Source organism: cf. Phormidesmis sp. LEGE 11477, from assembly GCF_015207105.1.
Taxonomy (GTDB): domain Bacteria; phylum Cyanobacteriota; class Cyanobacteriia; order Phormidesmidales; family Phormidesmidaceae; genus Phormidesmis.
On the sequence record NZ_JADEXO010000132.1, the window covers coordinates 1 to 15,083 of the forward strand.

General features: G+C 48.9%; 19 protein-coding genes and 1 tRNA gene. 9 read left to right on the forward strand and 11 right to left on the reverse strand.

Annotation, left to right across the window (positions count from 1 at the left end):
* Positions 1–123: 123 nt before the first annotated feature.
* The 3 genes from ubiE to IQ256_RS24775 form a co-directional block, all read right to left on the reverse strand.
* Entirely contained in the window at positions 124–873 is a 750-nt protein-coding gene (gene ubiE / locus IQ256_RS24765; protein ID WP_193858364.1) for a bifunctional demethylmenaquinone methyltransferase/2-methoxy-6-polyprenyl-1,4-benzoquinol methylase UbiE, read from the reverse strand.
* A 121-nt stretch (positions 874–994) separates the two neighbouring features.
* On the reverse strand, positions 995–1,897 hold the full coding sequence (locus IQ256_RS24770) for a response regulator (protein ID WP_193858365.1): 903 nt from the start codon (positions 1,895–1,897) through the stop codon (positions 995–997).
* 168 nt (positions 1,898–2,065) lie between these two features.
* Positions 2,066–2,449, reverse strand: a complete 384-nt coding sequence (locus tag IQ256_RS24775; RefSeq protein WP_193858366.1) for a VOC family protein — start codon at positions 2,447–2,449, stop codon at positions 2,066–2,068.
* Between the two features lie 76 nt (positions 2,450–2,525).
* On the opposite strand from IQ256_RS24775, the gene IQ256_RS24780 reads away from it, so the two are divergent.
* Positions 2,526–3,515 (forward strand): SGNH/GDSL hydrolase family protein, encoded by a 990-nt coding sequence (locus IQ256_RS24780; RefSeq protein WP_193858367.1) that lies wholly within the window; start codon positions 2,526–2,528, stop codon positions 3,513–3,515.
* On the opposite strand, the gene IQ256_RS24785 is transcribed toward IQ256_RS24780, so the two are convergent.
* The 3 genes from IQ256_RS24785 to IQ256_RS24795 form a co-directional block, all read right to left on the reverse strand.
* A complete protein-coding gene (locus tag IQ256_RS24785; protein WP_193858368.1) occupies positions 3,512–4,600 on the reverse strand; it encodes a Gfo/Idh/MocA family protein in 1,089 nt (362 codons plus the stop codon). The genes IQ256_RS24780 and IQ256_RS24785 overlap by 4 nt on opposite strands.
* A 385-nt stretch (positions 4,601–4,985) precedes the next feature.
* Entirely contained in the window at positions 4,986–6,410 is a 1,425-nt protein-coding gene (locus tag IQ256_RS24790; RefSeq protein ID WP_370623544.1) for a hemolysin family protein, read from the reverse strand.
* Positions 6,411–6,546: 136 nt separating this feature from the next.
* Positions 6,547–6,798 carry a hypothetical protein gene (locus tag IQ256_RS24795; RefSeq protein WP_193858370.1) on the reverse strand — a complete coding sequence of 84 codons (252 nt, stop codon included), beginning with the start codon at positions 6,796–6,798 and terminating at the stop codon, positions 6,547–6,549.
* A 278-nt stretch (positions 6,799–7,076) separates the two neighbouring features.
* Between IQ256_RS24795 and IQ256_RS24800 the strand changes: the two genes are divergently transcribed.
* Positions 7,077–7,149, forward strand: a tRNA-Ile gene (locus IQ256_RS24800).
* A 159-nt stretch (positions 7,150–7,308) separates the two neighbouring features.
* Here IQ256_RS24800 and IQ256_RS24805 read toward each other — a convergent pair.
* Positions 7,309–7,752, reverse strand: coding sequence for a hypothetical protein (locus IQ256_RS24805; RefSeq protein ID WP_193858371.1), 444 nt, complete (start codon positions 7,750–7,752; stop codon positions 7,309–7,311).
* Positions 7,753–7,916: 164 nt separating this feature from the next.
* Here IQ256_RS24805 and pyrE point away from each other — a divergent pair, with 164 nt between their 5' ends.
* Complete coding sequence (gene pyrE / locus IQ256_RS24810) at positions 7,917–8,522, forward strand: orotate phosphoribosyltransferase (RefSeq protein WP_193858372.1); 606 nt, start codon at positions 7,917–7,919, stop codon at positions 8,520–8,522.
* Between the two features lie 243 nt (positions 8,523–8,765).
* On the opposite strand, the gene IQ256_RS24815 is transcribed toward pyrE, so the two are convergent.
* Positions 8,766–9,551, reverse strand: a complete 786-nt coding sequence (locus IQ256_RS24815; protein WP_193858373.1) for a DUF561 domain-containing protein — start codon at positions 9,549–9,551, stop codon at positions 8,766–8,768.
* 155 nt (positions 9,552–9,706) lie between these two features.
* Here IQ256_RS24815 and rpmI point away from each other — a divergent pair, with 155 nt between their 5' ends.
* The 5 genes from rpmI to IQ256_RS24840 all read left to right on the forward strand — a co-directional run bounded on the left by rpmI (position 9,707) and on the right by IQ256_RS24840 (position 12,660).
* Positions 9,707–9,904, forward strand: coding sequence for a 50S ribosomal protein L35 (gene rpmI / locus IQ256_RS24820; RefSeq protein ID WP_193858374.1), 198 nt, complete (start codon positions 9,707–9,709; stop codon positions 9,902–9,904).
* 119 nt (positions 9,905–10,023) lie between these two features.
* Positions 10,024–10,374, forward strand: a complete 351-nt coding sequence (rplT, locus tag IQ256_RS24825; protein ID WP_193858375.1) for a 50S ribosomal protein L20 — start codon at positions 10,024–10,026, stop codon at positions 10,372–10,374.
* A 77-nt stretch (positions 10,375–10,451) separates the two neighbouring features.
* Positions 10,452–11,270 (forward strand): transporter substrate-binding domain-containing protein, encoded by an 819-nt coding sequence (locus tag IQ256_RS24830; protein WP_228025244.1) that lies wholly within the window; start codon positions 10,452–10,454, stop codon positions 11,268–11,270.
* A 169-nt stretch (positions 11,271–11,439) separates the two neighbouring features.
* Entirely contained in the window at positions 11,440–11,964 is a 525-nt protein-coding gene (locus IQ256_RS24835) for a tetratricopeptide repeat protein (RefSeq protein ID WP_193858377.1), read from the forward strand.
* 36 nt (positions 11,965–12,000) lie between these two features.
* Entirely contained in the window at positions 12,001–12,660 is a 660-nt protein-coding gene (locus IQ256_RS24840; RefSeq protein ID WP_228025246.1) for a bifunctional 4-hydroxy-2-oxoglutarate aldolase/2-dehydro-3-deoxy-phosphogluconate aldolase, read from the forward strand.
* Between the two features lie 73 nt (positions 12,661–12,733).
* Here the strand turns inward: IQ256_RS24840 and IQ256_RS24845 are convergent, their stop codons facing one another.
* Positions 12,734–13,159, reverse strand: coding sequence for a DUF565 domain-containing protein (locus IQ256_RS24845; protein WP_193858379.1), 426 nt, complete (start codon positions 13,157–13,159; stop codon positions 12,734–12,736).
* Positions 13,160–13,367: 208 nt separating this feature from the next.
* Here IQ256_RS24845 and IQ256_RS24850 point away from each other — a divergent pair, with 208 nt between their 5' ends.
* Entirely contained in the window at positions 13,368–13,769 is a 402-nt protein-coding gene (locus IQ256_RS24850; RefSeq protein WP_193858380.1) for a hypothetical protein, read from the forward strand.
* 53 nt (positions 13,770–13,822) lie between these two features.
* Here IQ256_RS24850 and IQ256_RS24855 read toward each other — a convergent pair whose 3' ends face one another.
* Both IQ256_RS24855 and IQ256_RS24860 read right to left on the reverse strand, forming a co-directional pair.
* A complete protein-coding gene (locus IQ256_RS24855; RefSeq protein WP_193858381.1) occupies positions 13,823–14,284 on the reverse strand; it encodes a hypothetical protein in 462 nt (153 codons plus the stop codon).
* Between the two features lie 99 nt (positions 14,285–14,383).
* A partial coding sequence (locus IQ256_RS24860) for a glycosyltransferase (protein ID WP_193858382.1) occupies positions 14,384–15,083 on the reverse strand: 700 nt, incomplete at its 5' end.

Below are 15,083 nucleotides of genomic sequence, written 5' to 3' on the forward strand. Positions count from 1 at the left end.
ACACTACCCACAAATTCACCCCGGCCATATGTTTTTCTGTATCCTTAGAACCACTTAGCGTTTGTTAGCTGGGTTCTTCTAACTGTTAAAGCCTCTATTAGCCACGCTTTCTACTAGCCACGTTTACCGAGTAGCCACTAGAACTCCCATCATTCCGCCTGCGATAGGATAGTGTAGCGCATGGGTAAATCCAGCCTCTTTGGCTAGCCTTACCTGCTTGGCTCCTGACGGAAAGCGATCGACGCTAGGGCCAATATAAGCATACTCCTCCTTCATCCCTAATCTCTCTGCCGCCGGGACAACAATCGATGCCAAATACCACTTTTGAAAGTAAATCACTAGCGGATTGGTAGGCGAATGAAAGTCTAGAATGGCTGCTGTAGCGCCCGGCTTCAAGACTCGGCGTAGCTCCTCTAGTCCTTTGGGAATATCCGTCAGATTACGCAAGCCATAGGCCATAGTGGCCGCGTCAAACTGATCGCTGGCAAACGGCAGTGACAAGGCATCGGCTTCTACCCAACGTAGGCGATGCTGTAAATGGGGCTCTCTGCTAGCTGCGATCGCGAGCTGCTGCGCCGCAAAATCTACCCCTGTGATCTGGCCGCTGCCACCAACTTTTCTAGCTAGCAGCAAAGCCAAGTCACCACTGCCACAGCACAAATCTAGGCAGTGCATGCCCTCGGCTGCTCTACTCCACTGCACCGCCATCTGCTTCCAAATTCGATGCAGGCCCAGACTCATCTCCTGATTCATCTGGTCATACTGCGGGGCAATTCGATCGAATAACGCTTTAATCTGATCTGCTTGGGGCTGAGCTGTTAACGAGGCCAGAGCATCAGGCACTAAAGCAGGCCGCGAATTGTTGTTTACCATCTACAAAGTCTATTTCCCGAAGCACTCATTACAAAGTCTTCTTCTAGAATAAGGGCTATTAACTCTGCTGGTAAACCTGACGCTGGTGAACTTGTCAAAGCGACGAGCGCGTAACTACTGGCTACAAAACGGCTGCTTTTAAGCTAAGTGCAATCTGAGGTGCTATCAATCCCAGCAGTTGACTCACGTCATCTAGAGTCTTGTAAGGTGTTGTCCACTGAAAAGAAAACGTTCCTAAAGCTTTGCCTTGATAGATAACAGGGATGGCTAAGTGACACTGAGTGCCGTCGGTATAAAGGGGGCTGCTAGAGAGGGTTTCGTCTGATTGGATATTGACTAAAGTTTGGCTCTGTTGAGAAGCGATCGCGTCTGTGACGAGTTGACTATCGCTAATTTTCTCAGTATCTGCTAGTCCATAGCTACCAGCGCTATCGTCATCTGCTAGCAGCAGCGCGCAGGCATCCGCATTCAAAATCTCACAAAATCCTCGCGTCAAATGCTCTAGGGCTTCTTCTTTTTGCATAGACTGAGCCGCGATTTGGCCCACCGTCATCATCATCTTTGACTGCTTTTCTGCTTTGTGAAGCTCTGCGCTTTGCCCTTTTAGCAGCTCATAAGTTGCCGAGGCTTTATCTACCACAAACTTGAGCTCATCCGGGTCCCACGGCTTAGTAATATAGCGATAAACTTGTCCGGCGTTGATAGCTTCGACCAAATCTTCCACATCAGTGAAGCCAGTCAGAATTATCCGAACCGTGTCTGGAAAGTCAGGCACTGTCTTGCTGAGGAATTCTGTCCCTTTCATTTCTGGCATCCTTTGGTCAGAAATGATCACCGCGACTTCGCCATCATCTGCCAAGATTTCGAGAGCCTCTACTCCGCTCTCTGCCTTTAGCACTTTAAAGTCGCGGCGAAAAGTCCGAAAGAGCAAGTCTAGGTTGTCTGGTTCATCATCGACAACTAGCATGCGAGGCTTCTTGGATTGCTGACGGCTAGCTAGAGTCAGCGGACTTAAGGTGCTCATGAGTAGGGTCGCCTGTTAAGAGAGGATTTTCAATTGATTGCCGATAAGGCAAGTGATTTCATCTCTTTTCAGTAAGCCCAGTGGTCTAGTAGAAGTAACCAGAATGTAGGTGATGACAGCCTGTCGTAGAAGGCTTAGTAATAGCCACCAATCGTTGTGGCTACTGCGTTATGGCGTTACTGCTTCCGGCTTGACCTCTAGAAGCTCTACAACATTTCCATCTGGATCTTTGACGAACAGTGCTGCTCTACCCGATGAGCTCATCTGAAAGGGAACTGCTCGATCGATCAGTGACTGCTTGATACTGCTAAGGTTTGCGATCGCAAAAGTGATATGGGGATGCCTGCCCCATTTATCTTCTCTAGCCGGATTAGCCGCCCAGTCGCTCACAATCAAATGCAGCTGAAAGTCTCCAATCTGATACCAGCTACCCGCAAAGCTCAGCTGCCTGTCCACCTTTTTTAGCCCAACTATCTCCGTATAAAATTGGTCAGAGACAGCTAGATCGCTGACCTGTATAGCAACGTGCAGCGGATACAAAATATCAACCATTTTTTGGCCCAATGATTCACTTTTTCATTATCTACGGAATACTCGTAGAACGAGACCTCTACGAGATTGGACATTGATGAGATTAGGACTATCCTTTTTTGCAATATTGGTCGTTGTCCTACTGACTGAAGTCGCCTTGCGCGTCGGCTTTGGCTTTGGCCGGCCCCCACTTTATGTCGCCGATCCGACCATGGGGTATCGACTGGCTCCTAATCAGCAAATTCGTCGATTTGGCAACCGCATCTCAATAAATCAGTACTCTATGCGGGCCAGCGAAATTTCACCTTTGCCTGAGCCTGACCAGCTCCGACTGTTTCTATTAGGCGATTCTCTAGCAAACGGCAACTGGTGGACAGACCAAGCGAATATCCTCTCTGCCCTGACAGCTTGGAAACTACAGCGGTCGCTGCCCAAGAAATATACAGAAAAATACACCACAGTAGAGCCGCTGAATGCTTCTGCTAATTCTTGGGGGCCCCGCAATCAGCTTGCCTATCTTCGTCAGTACGGAACTTTTGGCGCGACCGTGCTGGTGCTGCTACTCAACACCGATGATTTGTTCGGTACGCAACCGACTGATTTGCAGGTGGGACGCGATCGCAACTACCCAGATCGCAATCCACCTTCTGCCCTAGCCGAACTGCTTGAGCGCTTATTCAAAAAGCAGGTCTCTATCCCTGGGCTAGAAGATATTCAAAACGAAGGAGGCGATCGCGTCGGCAAAAACCTGAACGCCATCGATCTCATCTATCAAAAAGCAGTCACCGAACAGGCAAGATTTCTGCTGGTACTCTCTCCACTAAAAAGGGAAATCCCTGGCCCTAGAGACTACGAGATCATCGCCCGCCAGCGCTTACAAGACTGGACAATCGAGCAGAATATCTCATACGTCAATCTTCTCTCGACTTTCCAAAACCACCCAAATGCAGACGCCCTGTACAGAGATCACATTCACCTAAGCCCTGCTGGCAATCAGCTAGTTAGTGACATCATCGTCACAGAGATGATCTCGCTGCTGAGATCAACACAAGAGCTGACGCCAACCCAAAAATCAACCCAGCATTAGTGACCTGCTGCAATAGGTGCCACAGGTTCTAAGGCCATTTTTAAATCAGCAGAAGACTTCCAGGCTTTTCCATCCAACGCCATCTGTTCAATCAGGCTAGCTAAGCGCAGTGCCTTAAGTGCCTGCTTTCCACCCACAGAGGGTTGATACCCGCCTCTAACGCAGTGAATAAAGTGCTCTAGTTCGGCATGCAAAGGCTCTGTATTGCTGGTATATACCTGTTCAATTAGCCCATCTTGACGGTAGAGAACCTGCCCATAGTCCGCCATGCAGTTCTCTGTCGTCTGGCGATGAATCTCAATTTTGTTGTTAAGAAAATCTGCCTCTGTCAAAGACTGGCGGCAGTGAGCAGAAATTGTTCTAATCTTTCGATGAGTCACCTTACTAGCTGTCACTGTGGCGACAATGCCATTCACAAAGCCCAAAGTCGCTGTTACGTAGTCTAAATACGGTGAACTCGCGCCTCTGCTACCACTAGCTGTTAGCTCAACAACGGTCGAATTCGCTAGCTCTAAAATGAGATCGATATCGTGAATCATCAAATCAAGCACGACTGAGACATCGTTAGCTCGTTTAGAATACGGACTCATTCTGCGAGCTTCGATAGCTAGCACTTCCTCAGTCTTCAAGACATTGTGTAGCTCCTTAAAAGCCGGATTAAAGCGTTCGATATGGCCTACCTGCAAAATGCAGTTGAGATCTGCCGCTGCATTCACCAAAGATTCGGCTTCGCTGATACTGGCCGCAATTGGCTTTTCGATCAAGACATGCACGCCGGCTTTCAAGCAAGCCATGCCCACAGAATGATGCAGCCGAGTAGGAACCGCCACACAGACAGCATCGACATGAGGTAGCAGCTTGTGATAGTCGTCGAAATAGTTGATTTGATACTTGCTAGCTGTCTCGATTCCTAATTCAGCGTTGATGTCTGCAACGCCCATCAACTTGACGTCTTTTATCATCGAGAGCACCCGGACGTGGTGCTGCCCCATATTACCAATGCCAATAACACCTACCCTGATTGGCTCAGGCTGGTTTCGACTATAGGGTCTAGCATCTGCGAGGGATAACAACTGACTCTGCATGGCCTGCACCTCTGGACAATAATGACAATTGTTCTAGTGCAAAGGAACATTGCGAAGAACGATAGCGTTTGTCACTCGGCTGAAGCACAGTAATCCAGGCAAGAATCCCAGACAGAAACCTAGGCAAAACCTTTATGACAACAGCCTAGTAGATAGCAGTGCGTGGGCATAGCCTTTCCATTGAGGATGCATCCGCGTACCCGCACACAACTGTATACATATCGTAAACTTTACTATAGAAGTACTTACTAGGGTGTTTTTCGCTAGACAATTCGTTAACTGCCTCAAAAGGATAGCGATCGCTAGTGAGTTAATTCTAAGAGTGCTTTCAGCCGCACTCTAAGATAGGTCGATAGCTAGATATCTTCGAGTGTCTGAAGACTCTTCAAAGGAGTCTGTTAGTCGCTGTCCTGACAGCAGCCGGTGCGCCTACGTTACTTAGCACCAGCGCCTTTCCCAGCCGACGAATCTTGATCTTGGTCAGCTTTGGTCCTTCTGCAGCGGCCACTGTTAGTTCTAAATCTTTGTAAATTAGCTGCTCGTTAATCTGGGGTATCTTCTGCAGTTCAAAGATGACGAAGCCGCCTAAGGTTACATAGTTTTCACTGGTCGGTAGGGTCAAGGAGAGCCGTTCGTTCACATCTTCTATTTCGGTCTGAGCCGGAAAGATAACCGTATGGCTATCTTGGTAGAGGATCTTCCCGATAGAGTCAGTATCGGTAGCGTCTCCAATGATTTTGGCAGTCAAGTCTCGAAAGGTAACTAGCCCGGCGGTTCCACCATACTCGTCAACTACAATCACCATTTCTCTTGCCGACTGCTGCATCTGAGTTAGCAAGTCATTGAGCGGCAGCGTTTCGGGCACTACTTTGGCAGGTGTAATCCAAGCCTCTACAGAAGAATGAGGCAGCAGTTCGCCTCTAGAAAGGGGAAGGGCCAGCTTGTGGAAGTTAATAATGCCTAAAATATTGTCTAGAGACTCACCTGTCATTGGATATCGAGAGTGCTTAGAGCGCACGATCTCATCTAGTAAGTCTTGAAAGGTTGCCGATTGAGGCAGTGCCGCGATTTGAGTTCGGGGCACCATAACCTCTTCAACAGTCGCGCCGCGAAATTCAAAGACATTGCTAAGGATTTCTCGTTCGCCTTTTTTAAGCGCGGGGACTTCTGTAGAGGTGTTGATCAGCAGCCTCAACTCTTCGGGCGTTACCCCACTATGCCATCTGGTGCTATTGTCCTTGATGCCCAAGATAGAAAGTAAAAAGCTGGTGGACTGATTGAGCAGCCACACAAATGGTTTGAGCAGGCGAGCGATAGTGAGGCTAGGCGGGCCTAGAAAGCGGGCAATATGTTCAGGGTAGCTAAGCGCAACTGACTTTGGGCAAAGTTCACCTAGCACAATCTGCAAGTAGGCTAGGAGAAGAAAGGCTAGGGGTAAGGCAATAGAATGGGAGAGAAATTGGGCAAGGCTAGTTTGAATAGGTAGCCGAGTCAGCCAGTGAATGATCAAAGCGGCCATGGTGTGCTCGCCTATCCAGCCTAGTGCCAAACTAGATAGGGTAATGCCTAGCTGAGTCGTAGAGAGCAGGCTATTGAGCTTTTGCTGAAGTTTTTGAACCGTTCGCGCCTGCATATCGCCGCTGCTGGCAAGCTGATTGATGCGCGATCGCCTAGCCGAAACAATCGAAAACTCGACCGTCACAAAAAAGGCATTCAACAAGATGAGCGCCACCACTGATAGGAGCCGGACCGCAACCTCTGTGCCGGTCAGCAGTGGTTGAATCTGAAGTAGTTGACTCTGAAGTAGCACAGCAAAAGGCAAGGGCGACTAGCTCACGACCAAGACGGCACCAGAAAGCCAGTTCAAACGAATTCGTTTAATCATGTCTATTCGAGAGCGCTTATTCAACTACTAATTTTCAACTCCAACTACTCATCTTCAACTATTAATTGCTTCCGTCTGTCATCCGACTGTTCACATCGCTGATGATTTGATCTTCATCGAGCAATACTAGCCCACTCTGCAGGTCACCGCTACGGTTGGCAGTGACGGCATTAGAAGGTCTAGTTTCCGGCTGACGAACGCCCGTTAAAGCCTGGCGACCGATGGCATAGCCCCAAGAAGAACTAACAATACCGGAGCCGAACATCAGCGTTAGTAGTATTAGAGTGAAGGCAACGGCAGGATTGATTTTCATAAAAATTTAGCCTGAGATTTCTACGACACTAGTTAGCAGAAGCTTGTTTTGACAGTTAAGAGCTGCTGTAGTACTGCGAGAGTCTACCCCAACCGCAGTTAATTTCGCACTATCTTCCTGACCAAAAATACTTTCTCAAAAGAGGCTCAGACATTCAACACTTTAAGATAAGGCTCAAGAAATATAGGGATATAGAGCTCCAAAGATTAAGTGTATTAGCATTTTCCTTAACTATGGCGGTGACTGACTGATAGTCAAGATAGTATATTAAACGATGACCAGGGTTGGCCGAGCGGATTAGGCAGCGAACTCATAATTCGCCCCAGGCAGGTTCAACTCCTGCACCCTGGATGTCTTCATCAAAAATCTCCTCCTTACGCCGCTTTCTAGTAGCACTAAGGAGGAGATTTTGGTGTGAACCCGCTCCCGAGCACACAGCGTTTCTCAGCTGCATATTCATAATGCATACAAAGAGAAGACCGTGGTAAGGAACGCGAGCTACGTAGCGGCCTATCTGCGAGGGAGCGGTTCAAAGTTGAGTTCGCTGCCAACAACGCGGCTATCAAACTGAGAGACAGGCAGTAGCTGCACTGAAGTTGTGTAAGGGTTAGGTAGGTCAGGCACACGCAAGGTAGGCGTGTTTTGGGTTTGCAATATCATTAATTCATCGTATGCTCCAGATATCGACTCAGCATCTCGGCTGATCCGGTTCTCTGGGAAACCGCCTAGTCCGGTAATAAAGCCAACTTGGCCCTTAAAAGACCGACTGCGGAAGTAGTCACCGGATCGATTCTCCATAATGTCTTCTAGCCTGTCTAATACCGGTCGTGGTTCTTGGGCAGCGGCTGCGGACGCTAACACTGCGGTCATAGAGGTGCCGACGGCTAGAGTGCCAGCCAAACCTAAGCAGCTTTTACAGACGGTTTTCAATAAACTTAGCTGTCTACGCGCCATGATCGTCTTTTCCTTTTATGCCTTTTGTGATGTCTTTTGATTGAGAAGCGGCTCGACCTATGCTATCGACACAGGCTATGACCATTCTTTTCAAGGATTCCCGGCTCAAATAGAATCTCGATATTTGCCCCTCTAATCTAAACTTTTTGCTGAGTAAAAAATTTATGTCCGTCCCATCGACTGAAACGGCGACTGAGCTGGCAAACGCTGATATGACAGTACTCCGTCAGAGGCTACTTGAGCTGATTTGTCAGGTCGCTTACAAAGAAGGTAATTTCACGCTTTCTTCTGGCCAAGAAAGTGACTACTACATCAATGGCAAACAGGTGACGCTACATGCTCAAGGCGGCCTGATGGTAGCAAGAATTTTGCTAGATATGTTGCCAGATGGCACGGTAGGCGTGGGCGGCCTGACGCTGGGCGCAGATCCAATGGTCAGTGCGGTCAGTATTGCTGGCGCTTATGAAGGTAAACCAGTCACGCCCTTAATCATTAGAAAGGAGGCAAAAGGCCACGGCACTCAAGCCTATATTGAAGGGCCAGCATTGCCGGAAGGTAGCGCCGTCGTCATCTTGGAAGATGTGGTGACAACGGGCGCATCGGCAATGAAAGCGGTCGAAAGGCTTAGGGCAGCGGGGTATGTTGTCAATGAGATTTTGTCTTTAGTCGACCGACAGCAAGGTGGCAGAGCGCTGTACGAAGCGGCTGGATTGAGCTTTCGACCAATTTTTACAATTGAGCAGATCAAGACCTATTGGCGATCGCGCTGACCAGATATCATCGATTCCATTAATAAACTATAGCTTTCCGCACTTTGCTTACTACACTACGAAAGGCTACAGCCTTTGTCATACAGCGCAAAGTGCCATAGCAGCGGTGCGAATGCATCCGCGCTTTGCTGTACCAAAGCTCAAAGACCCGTATGCTTTAGATCTTCAAGCTTTGAAAATGGTCTAGATTGTCGGTCAGTCATCGACTAGCAGATTTTTCTGCTTTAAACAACTGCCTTTTGTCTATGACGCAGTGACTTTCACCTGAGTGGTCTGAATTGCTTCTACTAGGCTACGAACCACAGCGATCATTGCGAGCGGATCGTTGAGCTTGTGAACTGCTGAGCCAACGCCTACACCAGAGGCACCTGCTGCGATCGCCATCGGTGCAGTCACATCAGATAGCCCTGAAGCGCACAGAACTGGCACTGCAACGGCCCGAGAGATAGCATGCGCTGCGGCCAGCGTAGGCGCAGCTTTTTCGATCAGGCCAAGCGTGCCGCTATGAGTCGGGGCGCTGCTAGTTCCGCCCTCAGTCTGAATAATATCTGCACCGGCTGCGACCAAGTCTTCTGCCAGTGCGACCTGCGCGTCCAACGTCAAAATGTGAGGGACGGTAACCGAGAGCAAGATATCTGGAAGAAGCGATCGCGTCTCTTTGGTCAGCGCCAGTACTTCCGCCGCCTCAAATCGTCGTCCCTCAGCATAAAAAGCATCAAAGTTGCCAATCTCTATCAGGTCTGCGCCGGCAGCAACAGCAGCGACAAACCGCTGTGGTTCTATTGACGATACGCAAATAGGTAGCTCAATCAATTCACGAACCAAGCGGACTAAATCTGCATCGGCGGCAATATCTACGAAAGTCGCCCCCCCTTTTTGAGCGGCCCGAACAACATCGGCGACATTATGAGGGTCTAGATTAGTCAATCCGCTAATGATTTTAAGGGCAGAAGCCGTCTCCAGCGCTTGCTGAAGCTGATTTCTTCGGTTCCATCTTTGATTGGAAGGGGTCAGATTGGAAAGGGCCATAAGTGTGCTCTATTAACTGTAGTGAGAGAACTTGCCCTCACATTTTGCCAGACAAGCTAACGGCTAGCTAGAGAGTGTAGTACTATTAAAGACTGCGAAATAGAAATTAACTTCTAAGCAGGTCTGCTGAACTCAAGATAAAAAAGTCTATTACCATGCCTAAGCTCAAAACTCGTCGTGCGGCAGCAAAGCGCTTTCGTCGTAGCGGTAGTGGCAAAATCATGCGCCGCAAAGCCTACAAAAACCATTTGCTAGAGCGTAAAAATCAAGATCGTAAGCGTAAGCTTTCTAAGATTGCGACCGTACACGAAAGCGATGTAGAAAACGTAGAACTGATGATGCCTTATTTGTAAGGTCTTACTTGCATCTGAAGGCAATTCTATCTAACGCCCAACCAGGCTCATATCAAATAAAGTTCAATCCAGACAAAGCCCAAACCAAACAAGGCTCAACCCAATAGGAAAACTAAATCATGGCACGTGTTAAGCGCGGTAATGTAGCTCGCAAACGCCGCAAGAAAGTTCTTAAACTTGCAAAAGGTTTTAGAGGATCTCACTCAAAGCTATTTCGTACGGCTAATCAACAGGTAATGAAGGCGCTGCGAAATGCCTATCGTGACCGTCGTCGTCGCAAGCGTGATTTTCGGCGTCTGTGGATTGCTCGCATCAACGCAGCCGCAAGACTCAACGGCACAACTTATAGCCGCTTGATTGGCGATTTAAAGAAAGCAGATATTCAGATCAATCGCAAGATGCTAGCTCAGCTAGCGGTATTAGCTCCCGACAGCTTTACGAAGGTCGTGGAAGCTGCGACTAGCAAATAAAGCTAGCTACCAATGTTGCGTAAACCAGGTTACGTAAATCGATGTTACGCAAGCTGATAGCAGGGATCGGATTAATTATGGGGTCGCAGTTATTGTGGCCCCTACCTTTTGCAGCGACGGTCGCTTTCGCAGCGGAGCTATCAGAGATTCGCGATCGCGGCTATCTAATTGTCGCTGTTAAGGACAACCGTCCACCGATGGGCTTTCTCGACGAAGCTAATCAGCTCAGCGGCTTTGAGATTGACATTGCTCGTCGGCTGGCCAAAGATCTGCTCGGAGACGCAGGCGCTGTAGAGTTTGTGCCTACTGAGAACGTAGATCGGCTAAATGCTGTCATAGAAGGCCAGGTAGATGTGGCGATCGCAGCGCTCACAATCACTGAGCCTCGCCGCCGCATTGTCAGTTTTAGCGACCCATATTATCTAGACGGCACTGCTTTTATTACCCGACTATCGACCGAAAGCCTACCCGCGATTCAAACCATTCGGGACTTGCAGCTAAGCACCATCGCTGTTCTCAACAGGTCTAGTACGGTTGCTCAAGTGAGCTATATTTTGCCCGCCGCTCAGCTAGTCGGTGTCAGCAGTTATCTCGAGGCTCAAGCGCTCGTAGAAAGCGGTACGGTCGATGCCTTTGCTGGTGATGCCTCTGTTTTGACAGGATGGACTATGCCAGGCGAGGCGCTAGCGGACCATTCGATCTTGCCTAGCATTATCTCGGCGGAGCCTTTGGCAGTTGCCGTTCCCAAAGGAGAACAGTACAGTCCCTTGCAGACGGCAGTAAACGAAGCGATTCAGCGCTGGTATGAAGAGGGATGGCTGCAGTCTAGATCTAAGTTCTGGAGATTACCCGAAGGCGTACTCCCCTCTGCATTAGATAACGGGAGTACTGATTGAAGGTGCTTGTCAGGAAGGTGCTAACTAAATAGAGACTGGCCTAAAGTGAGTGATCGAAGGCAGCCGATTAGAGACGACTGATGAAGAACCCTAACCATCTGCCGGTGGGTCGATTAAATTACTCTAAAATGCCAACAGAGTAAAAAGATTTTGATAGCTGAGTTATCCCATGGAAGATGGCAACTACCTAGTTGTTTATTTAGGAATTCTGTTAGCGCTTCTAAGCGTGGCTGCTTTTTTTGTTCTAAAGCAGGTTTGGGTCACGCGGCGGACGGAAGTTACGCTCTCTGACTTGCAAACAAAGCTAACTAAGGAGAAAGGTACTGCCCTAGAGTATTACGAGCTAGGAAGCCTGCTGCTAGATAAAAAGCTCTATGCACAGGCGGCAGTCTACCTGAAAAAAGCGCTCAAAGAACTGCCTGAAGAAGAGGCCGAAAATGCAGTCTTGATTCATAATGCCTTGGGCTATTCCTATTTTGCTCAAGACCAGTTTGATCTAGCCATTCGTCAGTACAACGAAGCTTTAAAGATTAGGCCCGACTACGTGACTGCGCTGAATAATCTCGGTCATACCTATGAGCGCAAACAGCTAATGCCGCAAGCGCTAGAAACCTACGAGAAATCATTAGCCACCGAGCCTGCTAATGAGACTGCTCAGCGCAGGGCTGATTCTTTGCGTAAGCGGTTAGCTTAGCTGCGTAAGCTTGACTTAGAAGATATCGTGTCTCGGATGACCGCCAACGAGCTTAGGGCTGATTGGATTTCTCTACTGAAGCGCCACCGGGCGATCGCAATCATCAGAGCCCCTAATATAGACCAGGGCGTCTTGATGGCCCAAGCTGCTGCTGCTGGTGGCTTTCGTCTAATCGAAGTCGCCTGGACCAACAGCGCCGAACCAGCAGCAATGGTCACGGCAATTCGGCGATCGCTGCCGGACTGTATAGTCGGAGTTGGGTCAGTGCTGACTGCAGATAATTTGGATGATGCGATCGCTGCTGGGGCAAAATTCTGCTTCACGCCCCACGTTTCTTGCGCCTTGATCATGCAGGCAAACGCCAATCAAATCCCCATCGTGGCCGGAGCGATGACACCTACCGAGATCATAAAGGCATGGCAGGCAGGTGCTTCTAGCGTGAAGGTATTTCCAATTTCGTCACTGGGTAATGAGACTTATATTCGCAGTCTGCTAGGTCCGTTGGGTCCTGTTCCGCTGGTGCCTACAGGTGGGGTAACTAGCGAGATCGCGCCTGCCCTAATTGCAGCAGGTGCGATCGCAGTAGGGTTATCGACAGCCTTATTTCCCTCTGCCGAAGTGCTGCGAGGAGACTGGCCTGCCATTGAAGCGCGATCACGTTACCTATTAACTTTGCTTGAGTTAGTCGATAACTAAGTTAGTCGATAGCCGCTCCAATCCTTCAGTCAGATAACTAGCGTCGCAATGGCTATTTGCTCGCTACCTGCCTCTAACTGCCTAGCTTAAAGGCTTCGACGAATAGTCCATAGACCATTCCAAGCTTAAAAGCGTTCAGGCATTCTGCTAACGTAGAGCGGGCTCGTACTGGCCCTAGATCTACAGATATTGGATTCGCAGCAGTAGAATTAGCAGGCAGACGAGCTGGACCTGCAGAAGGAACTTTGGGCACCTTCCGAGACGGTGCGTATCGGTAATAGAGCCAGCTAATGACCTCGACAAAGATCACTAAGATGGCCGAGATTGTCACGTCTAGCTTAGCCGCCTGCCCTGCCGTTGCAGAAATGGCTGTCGCAAAGAAGTTACCAAAAAGTAGGCTGATTATGATTATGCCTAGCCGCCGCCACGGATTGAAAACCCACTGCCTAAACTGCAATAAAATCTGGTCTGCAAGCGCGTTTAAACGAGTTCTTTGCATAGCGATTACAGATACGTAGTGATTACAAACAGGTACGTAGTGATTACAAATCAAGCTTGCTAAGGTATTTCTACAGACGCCATTTCTCGAAGTGTCACAGTTTTCAAGACGAATGCTAACTGTCTGAAGCTACCATTTAAACTACAGATGTGCATCTTAGGTCACGTCGAAGCCTTCCAGGCACACTAGAATTTGTCACGGAGTTCCTATGCGTCTTTCTCCTCTTTTCTTAGCTTTACTCGCGACGCTGTCACTAGGCTCTGTAGCCAAAGCGCAGACAGTCACACGTACTCCTTTATCTAGTCCAGTGGAGCTAGTAGGACAAACGGGCGGTTCAGAACAGTCTGTCTGCGGCAACATCGATCCTCGCGCTAGCCAAACTATTCAGGTCACTGAAGCCTTCGCGTCATTAAGCTTTCAAGTAGAGAGTGAAGGTGACTATACTCTGCTAATTACCGGGCCTGATGGCTTTCGCGAGTGTGTATTTGCCCACAACTATGACGGCGGCGGTATCGAGGCACCTGGACTTTTGACCCAAGGAGAGTATCAGGTATTTGTAGGCGATCGCAAAGGCGAGAGACATCCCTACACGCTTTCTATCACTCAGTAGTCATGCTCAGTAGTCAGACTCAAGAGCCAAACAACCAAGGCTATAGAAGTCAATCACTCAGACTCGGGTAGCCTCTGCACTTCTACATCAATTGTGGTGGGTTCAGAGGTTTCTGTATCTATAGTTGTAGCGGTAGTGGTGGTGGTTGCCGCCGATGGCTTTATGTCTACAGCCTGTACATCAATAACGCCATCTGCTGCAACTCGCTCTAGCCCCTCAGCCGTTGCGGTTACTTCTGTCGCGCAGTTCGGGCAGATAGTTTTAGACTGCTTTATACAGACCAAAGACTGTTCGCACACAGGGCAGTTACCAGTCACTAGATTGCGCTTCAGCCAGAACTGCGCCGCTACCGAAAGCAAAACCGGTGCGAGGATCAAAAATAGGATTACGGCAAAGATGGATTTCAAAATGCCCGTGATGCCAATAGCACCGACTATCCAAATGGCAATAAAAGCAAATAGCCAGCACCCGAGCCCTGGAAAACGGGTCTGAAGTTGGTTGAATTGTTGGTTCACTGGAGCACTCTCTTACAACTAACACAGCCGACTAGCTTAGTAGACCCACTTAGAGTGAAATACTCTAAGCAAATTTCCTTTGGGCCTTCTGTGTCTATCCTAGTGCCTATCGACAAGCTCATCGAGCCTTGTAACAAGAGCCTTATCACTAAATCGTGCCAGGGTTTGCGATCGCAGCCACTCGCTATTAGTTCTTTGGTCTTTACCTAAAAGTGCTTCGATGCAGGCAACCGCAACGGCCTCTGGATCTCTATGAGGTACCTGCCAGCCTACTTTCCCATCCTGAAGCGGATCGGCAGAGCCATCATTATCTCCTGCAATCACCGGAATGCCGCAGGCCATCGCTTCTAAATACACAATGCCGAACCCCTCTTTTGAAGGCATCACGTAAACATCTGCTAGACGGTAGTGAGCTATGAGCTGGTCATCTGGCACAAACCCGGCGAAAATGACCTGCGACGCGACGCCTAATTCTTCAGCCAGCTTTGCTAACCGAGGTTGATCGTCGCCACGACCAATCACAACGTATTTCACTGCTGGAAAAGCCTGGGAGATTTTTGGCAGCGCTCGAATGGTGACATCAACGCCTTTATAAATATCGCCAGACCACAACCGAGCAACAGTCGTCAACACTTTTGCATTTTGCAGGCGATACCGTTCAATTAGGTAATCTGGAGAACTGCTAGGCACAAAGACATCGCCGTCGACAACACAGGGAAGCATTTCAAACTTTGACTTTGGAATTTGGTTAACGCGATGAGCGATATCTCGACTATATCGACTAATAGTCCATATATTG

Coding starts and splice junctions, on each gene's coding strand:
- IQ256_RS24770 (WP_193858365.1), bottom strand. CDS start 1,897: ATGAGCACCTTAAGTCCGCTGACTCTAGCTAGCCGTCAGCAATCCAAG.
- IQ256_RS24835 (WP_193858377.1), top strand. CDS start 11,440: ATGGAAGATGGCAACTACCTAGTTGTTTATTTAGGAATTCTGTTAGCG.
- IQ256_RS24830 (WP_228025244.1), top strand. CDS start 10,452: ATGGGGTCGCAGTTATTGTGGCCCCTACCTTTTGCAGCGACGGTCGCT.
- rpmI (WP_193858374.1), top strand. CDS start 9,707: ATGCCTAAGCTCAAAACTCGTCGTGCGGCAGCAAAGCGCTTTCGTCGT.
- IQ256_RS24850 (WP_193858380.1), top strand. CDS start 13,368: ATGCGTCTTTCTCCTCTTTTCTTAGCTTTACTCGCGACGCTGTCACTA.
- IQ256_RS24795 (WP_193858370.1), bottom strand. CDS start 6,798: ATGAAAATCAATCCTGCCGTTGCCTTCACTCTAATACTACTAACGCTG.
- IQ256_RS24775 (WP_193858366.1), bottom strand. CDS start 2,449: ATGGTTGATATTTTGTATCCGCTGCACGTTGCTATACAGGTCAGCGAT.
- IQ256_RS24840 (WP_228025246.1), top strand. CDS start 12,001: ATGACCGCCAACGAGCTTAGGGCTGATTGGATTTCTCTACTGAAGCGC.
- IQ256_RS24845 (WP_193858379.1), bottom strand. CDS start 13,159: ATGCAAAGAACTCGTTTAAACGCGCTTGCAGACCAGATTTTATTGCAG.
- IQ256_RS24815 (WP_193858373.1), bottom strand. CDS start 9,551: ATGGCCCTTTCCAATCTGACCCCTTCCAATCAAAGATGGAACCGAAGA.
- rplT (WP_193858375.1), top strand. CDS start 10,024: ATGGCACGTGTTAAGCGCGGTAATGTAGCTCGCAAACGCCGCAAGAAA.
- pyrE (WP_193858372.1), top strand. CDS start 7,917: ATGTCCGTCCCATCGACTGAAACGGCGACTGAGCTGGCAAACGCTGAT.
- IQ256_RS24780 (WP_193858367.1), top strand. CDS start 2,526: ATGAGATTAGGACTATCCTTTTTTGCAATATTGGTCGTTGTCCTACTG.
- ubiE (WP_193858364.1), bottom strand. CDS start 873: ATGGTAAACAACAATTCGCGGCCTGCTTTAGTGCCTGATGCTCTGGCC.
- IQ256_RS24805 (WP_193858371.1), bottom strand. CDS start 7,752: ATGGCGCGTAGACAGCTAAGTTTATTGAAAACCGTCTGTAAAAGCTGC.
- IQ256_RS24785 (WP_193858368.1), bottom strand. CDS start 4,600: ATGCAGAGTCAGTTGTTATCCCTCGCAGATGCTAGACCCTATAGTCGA.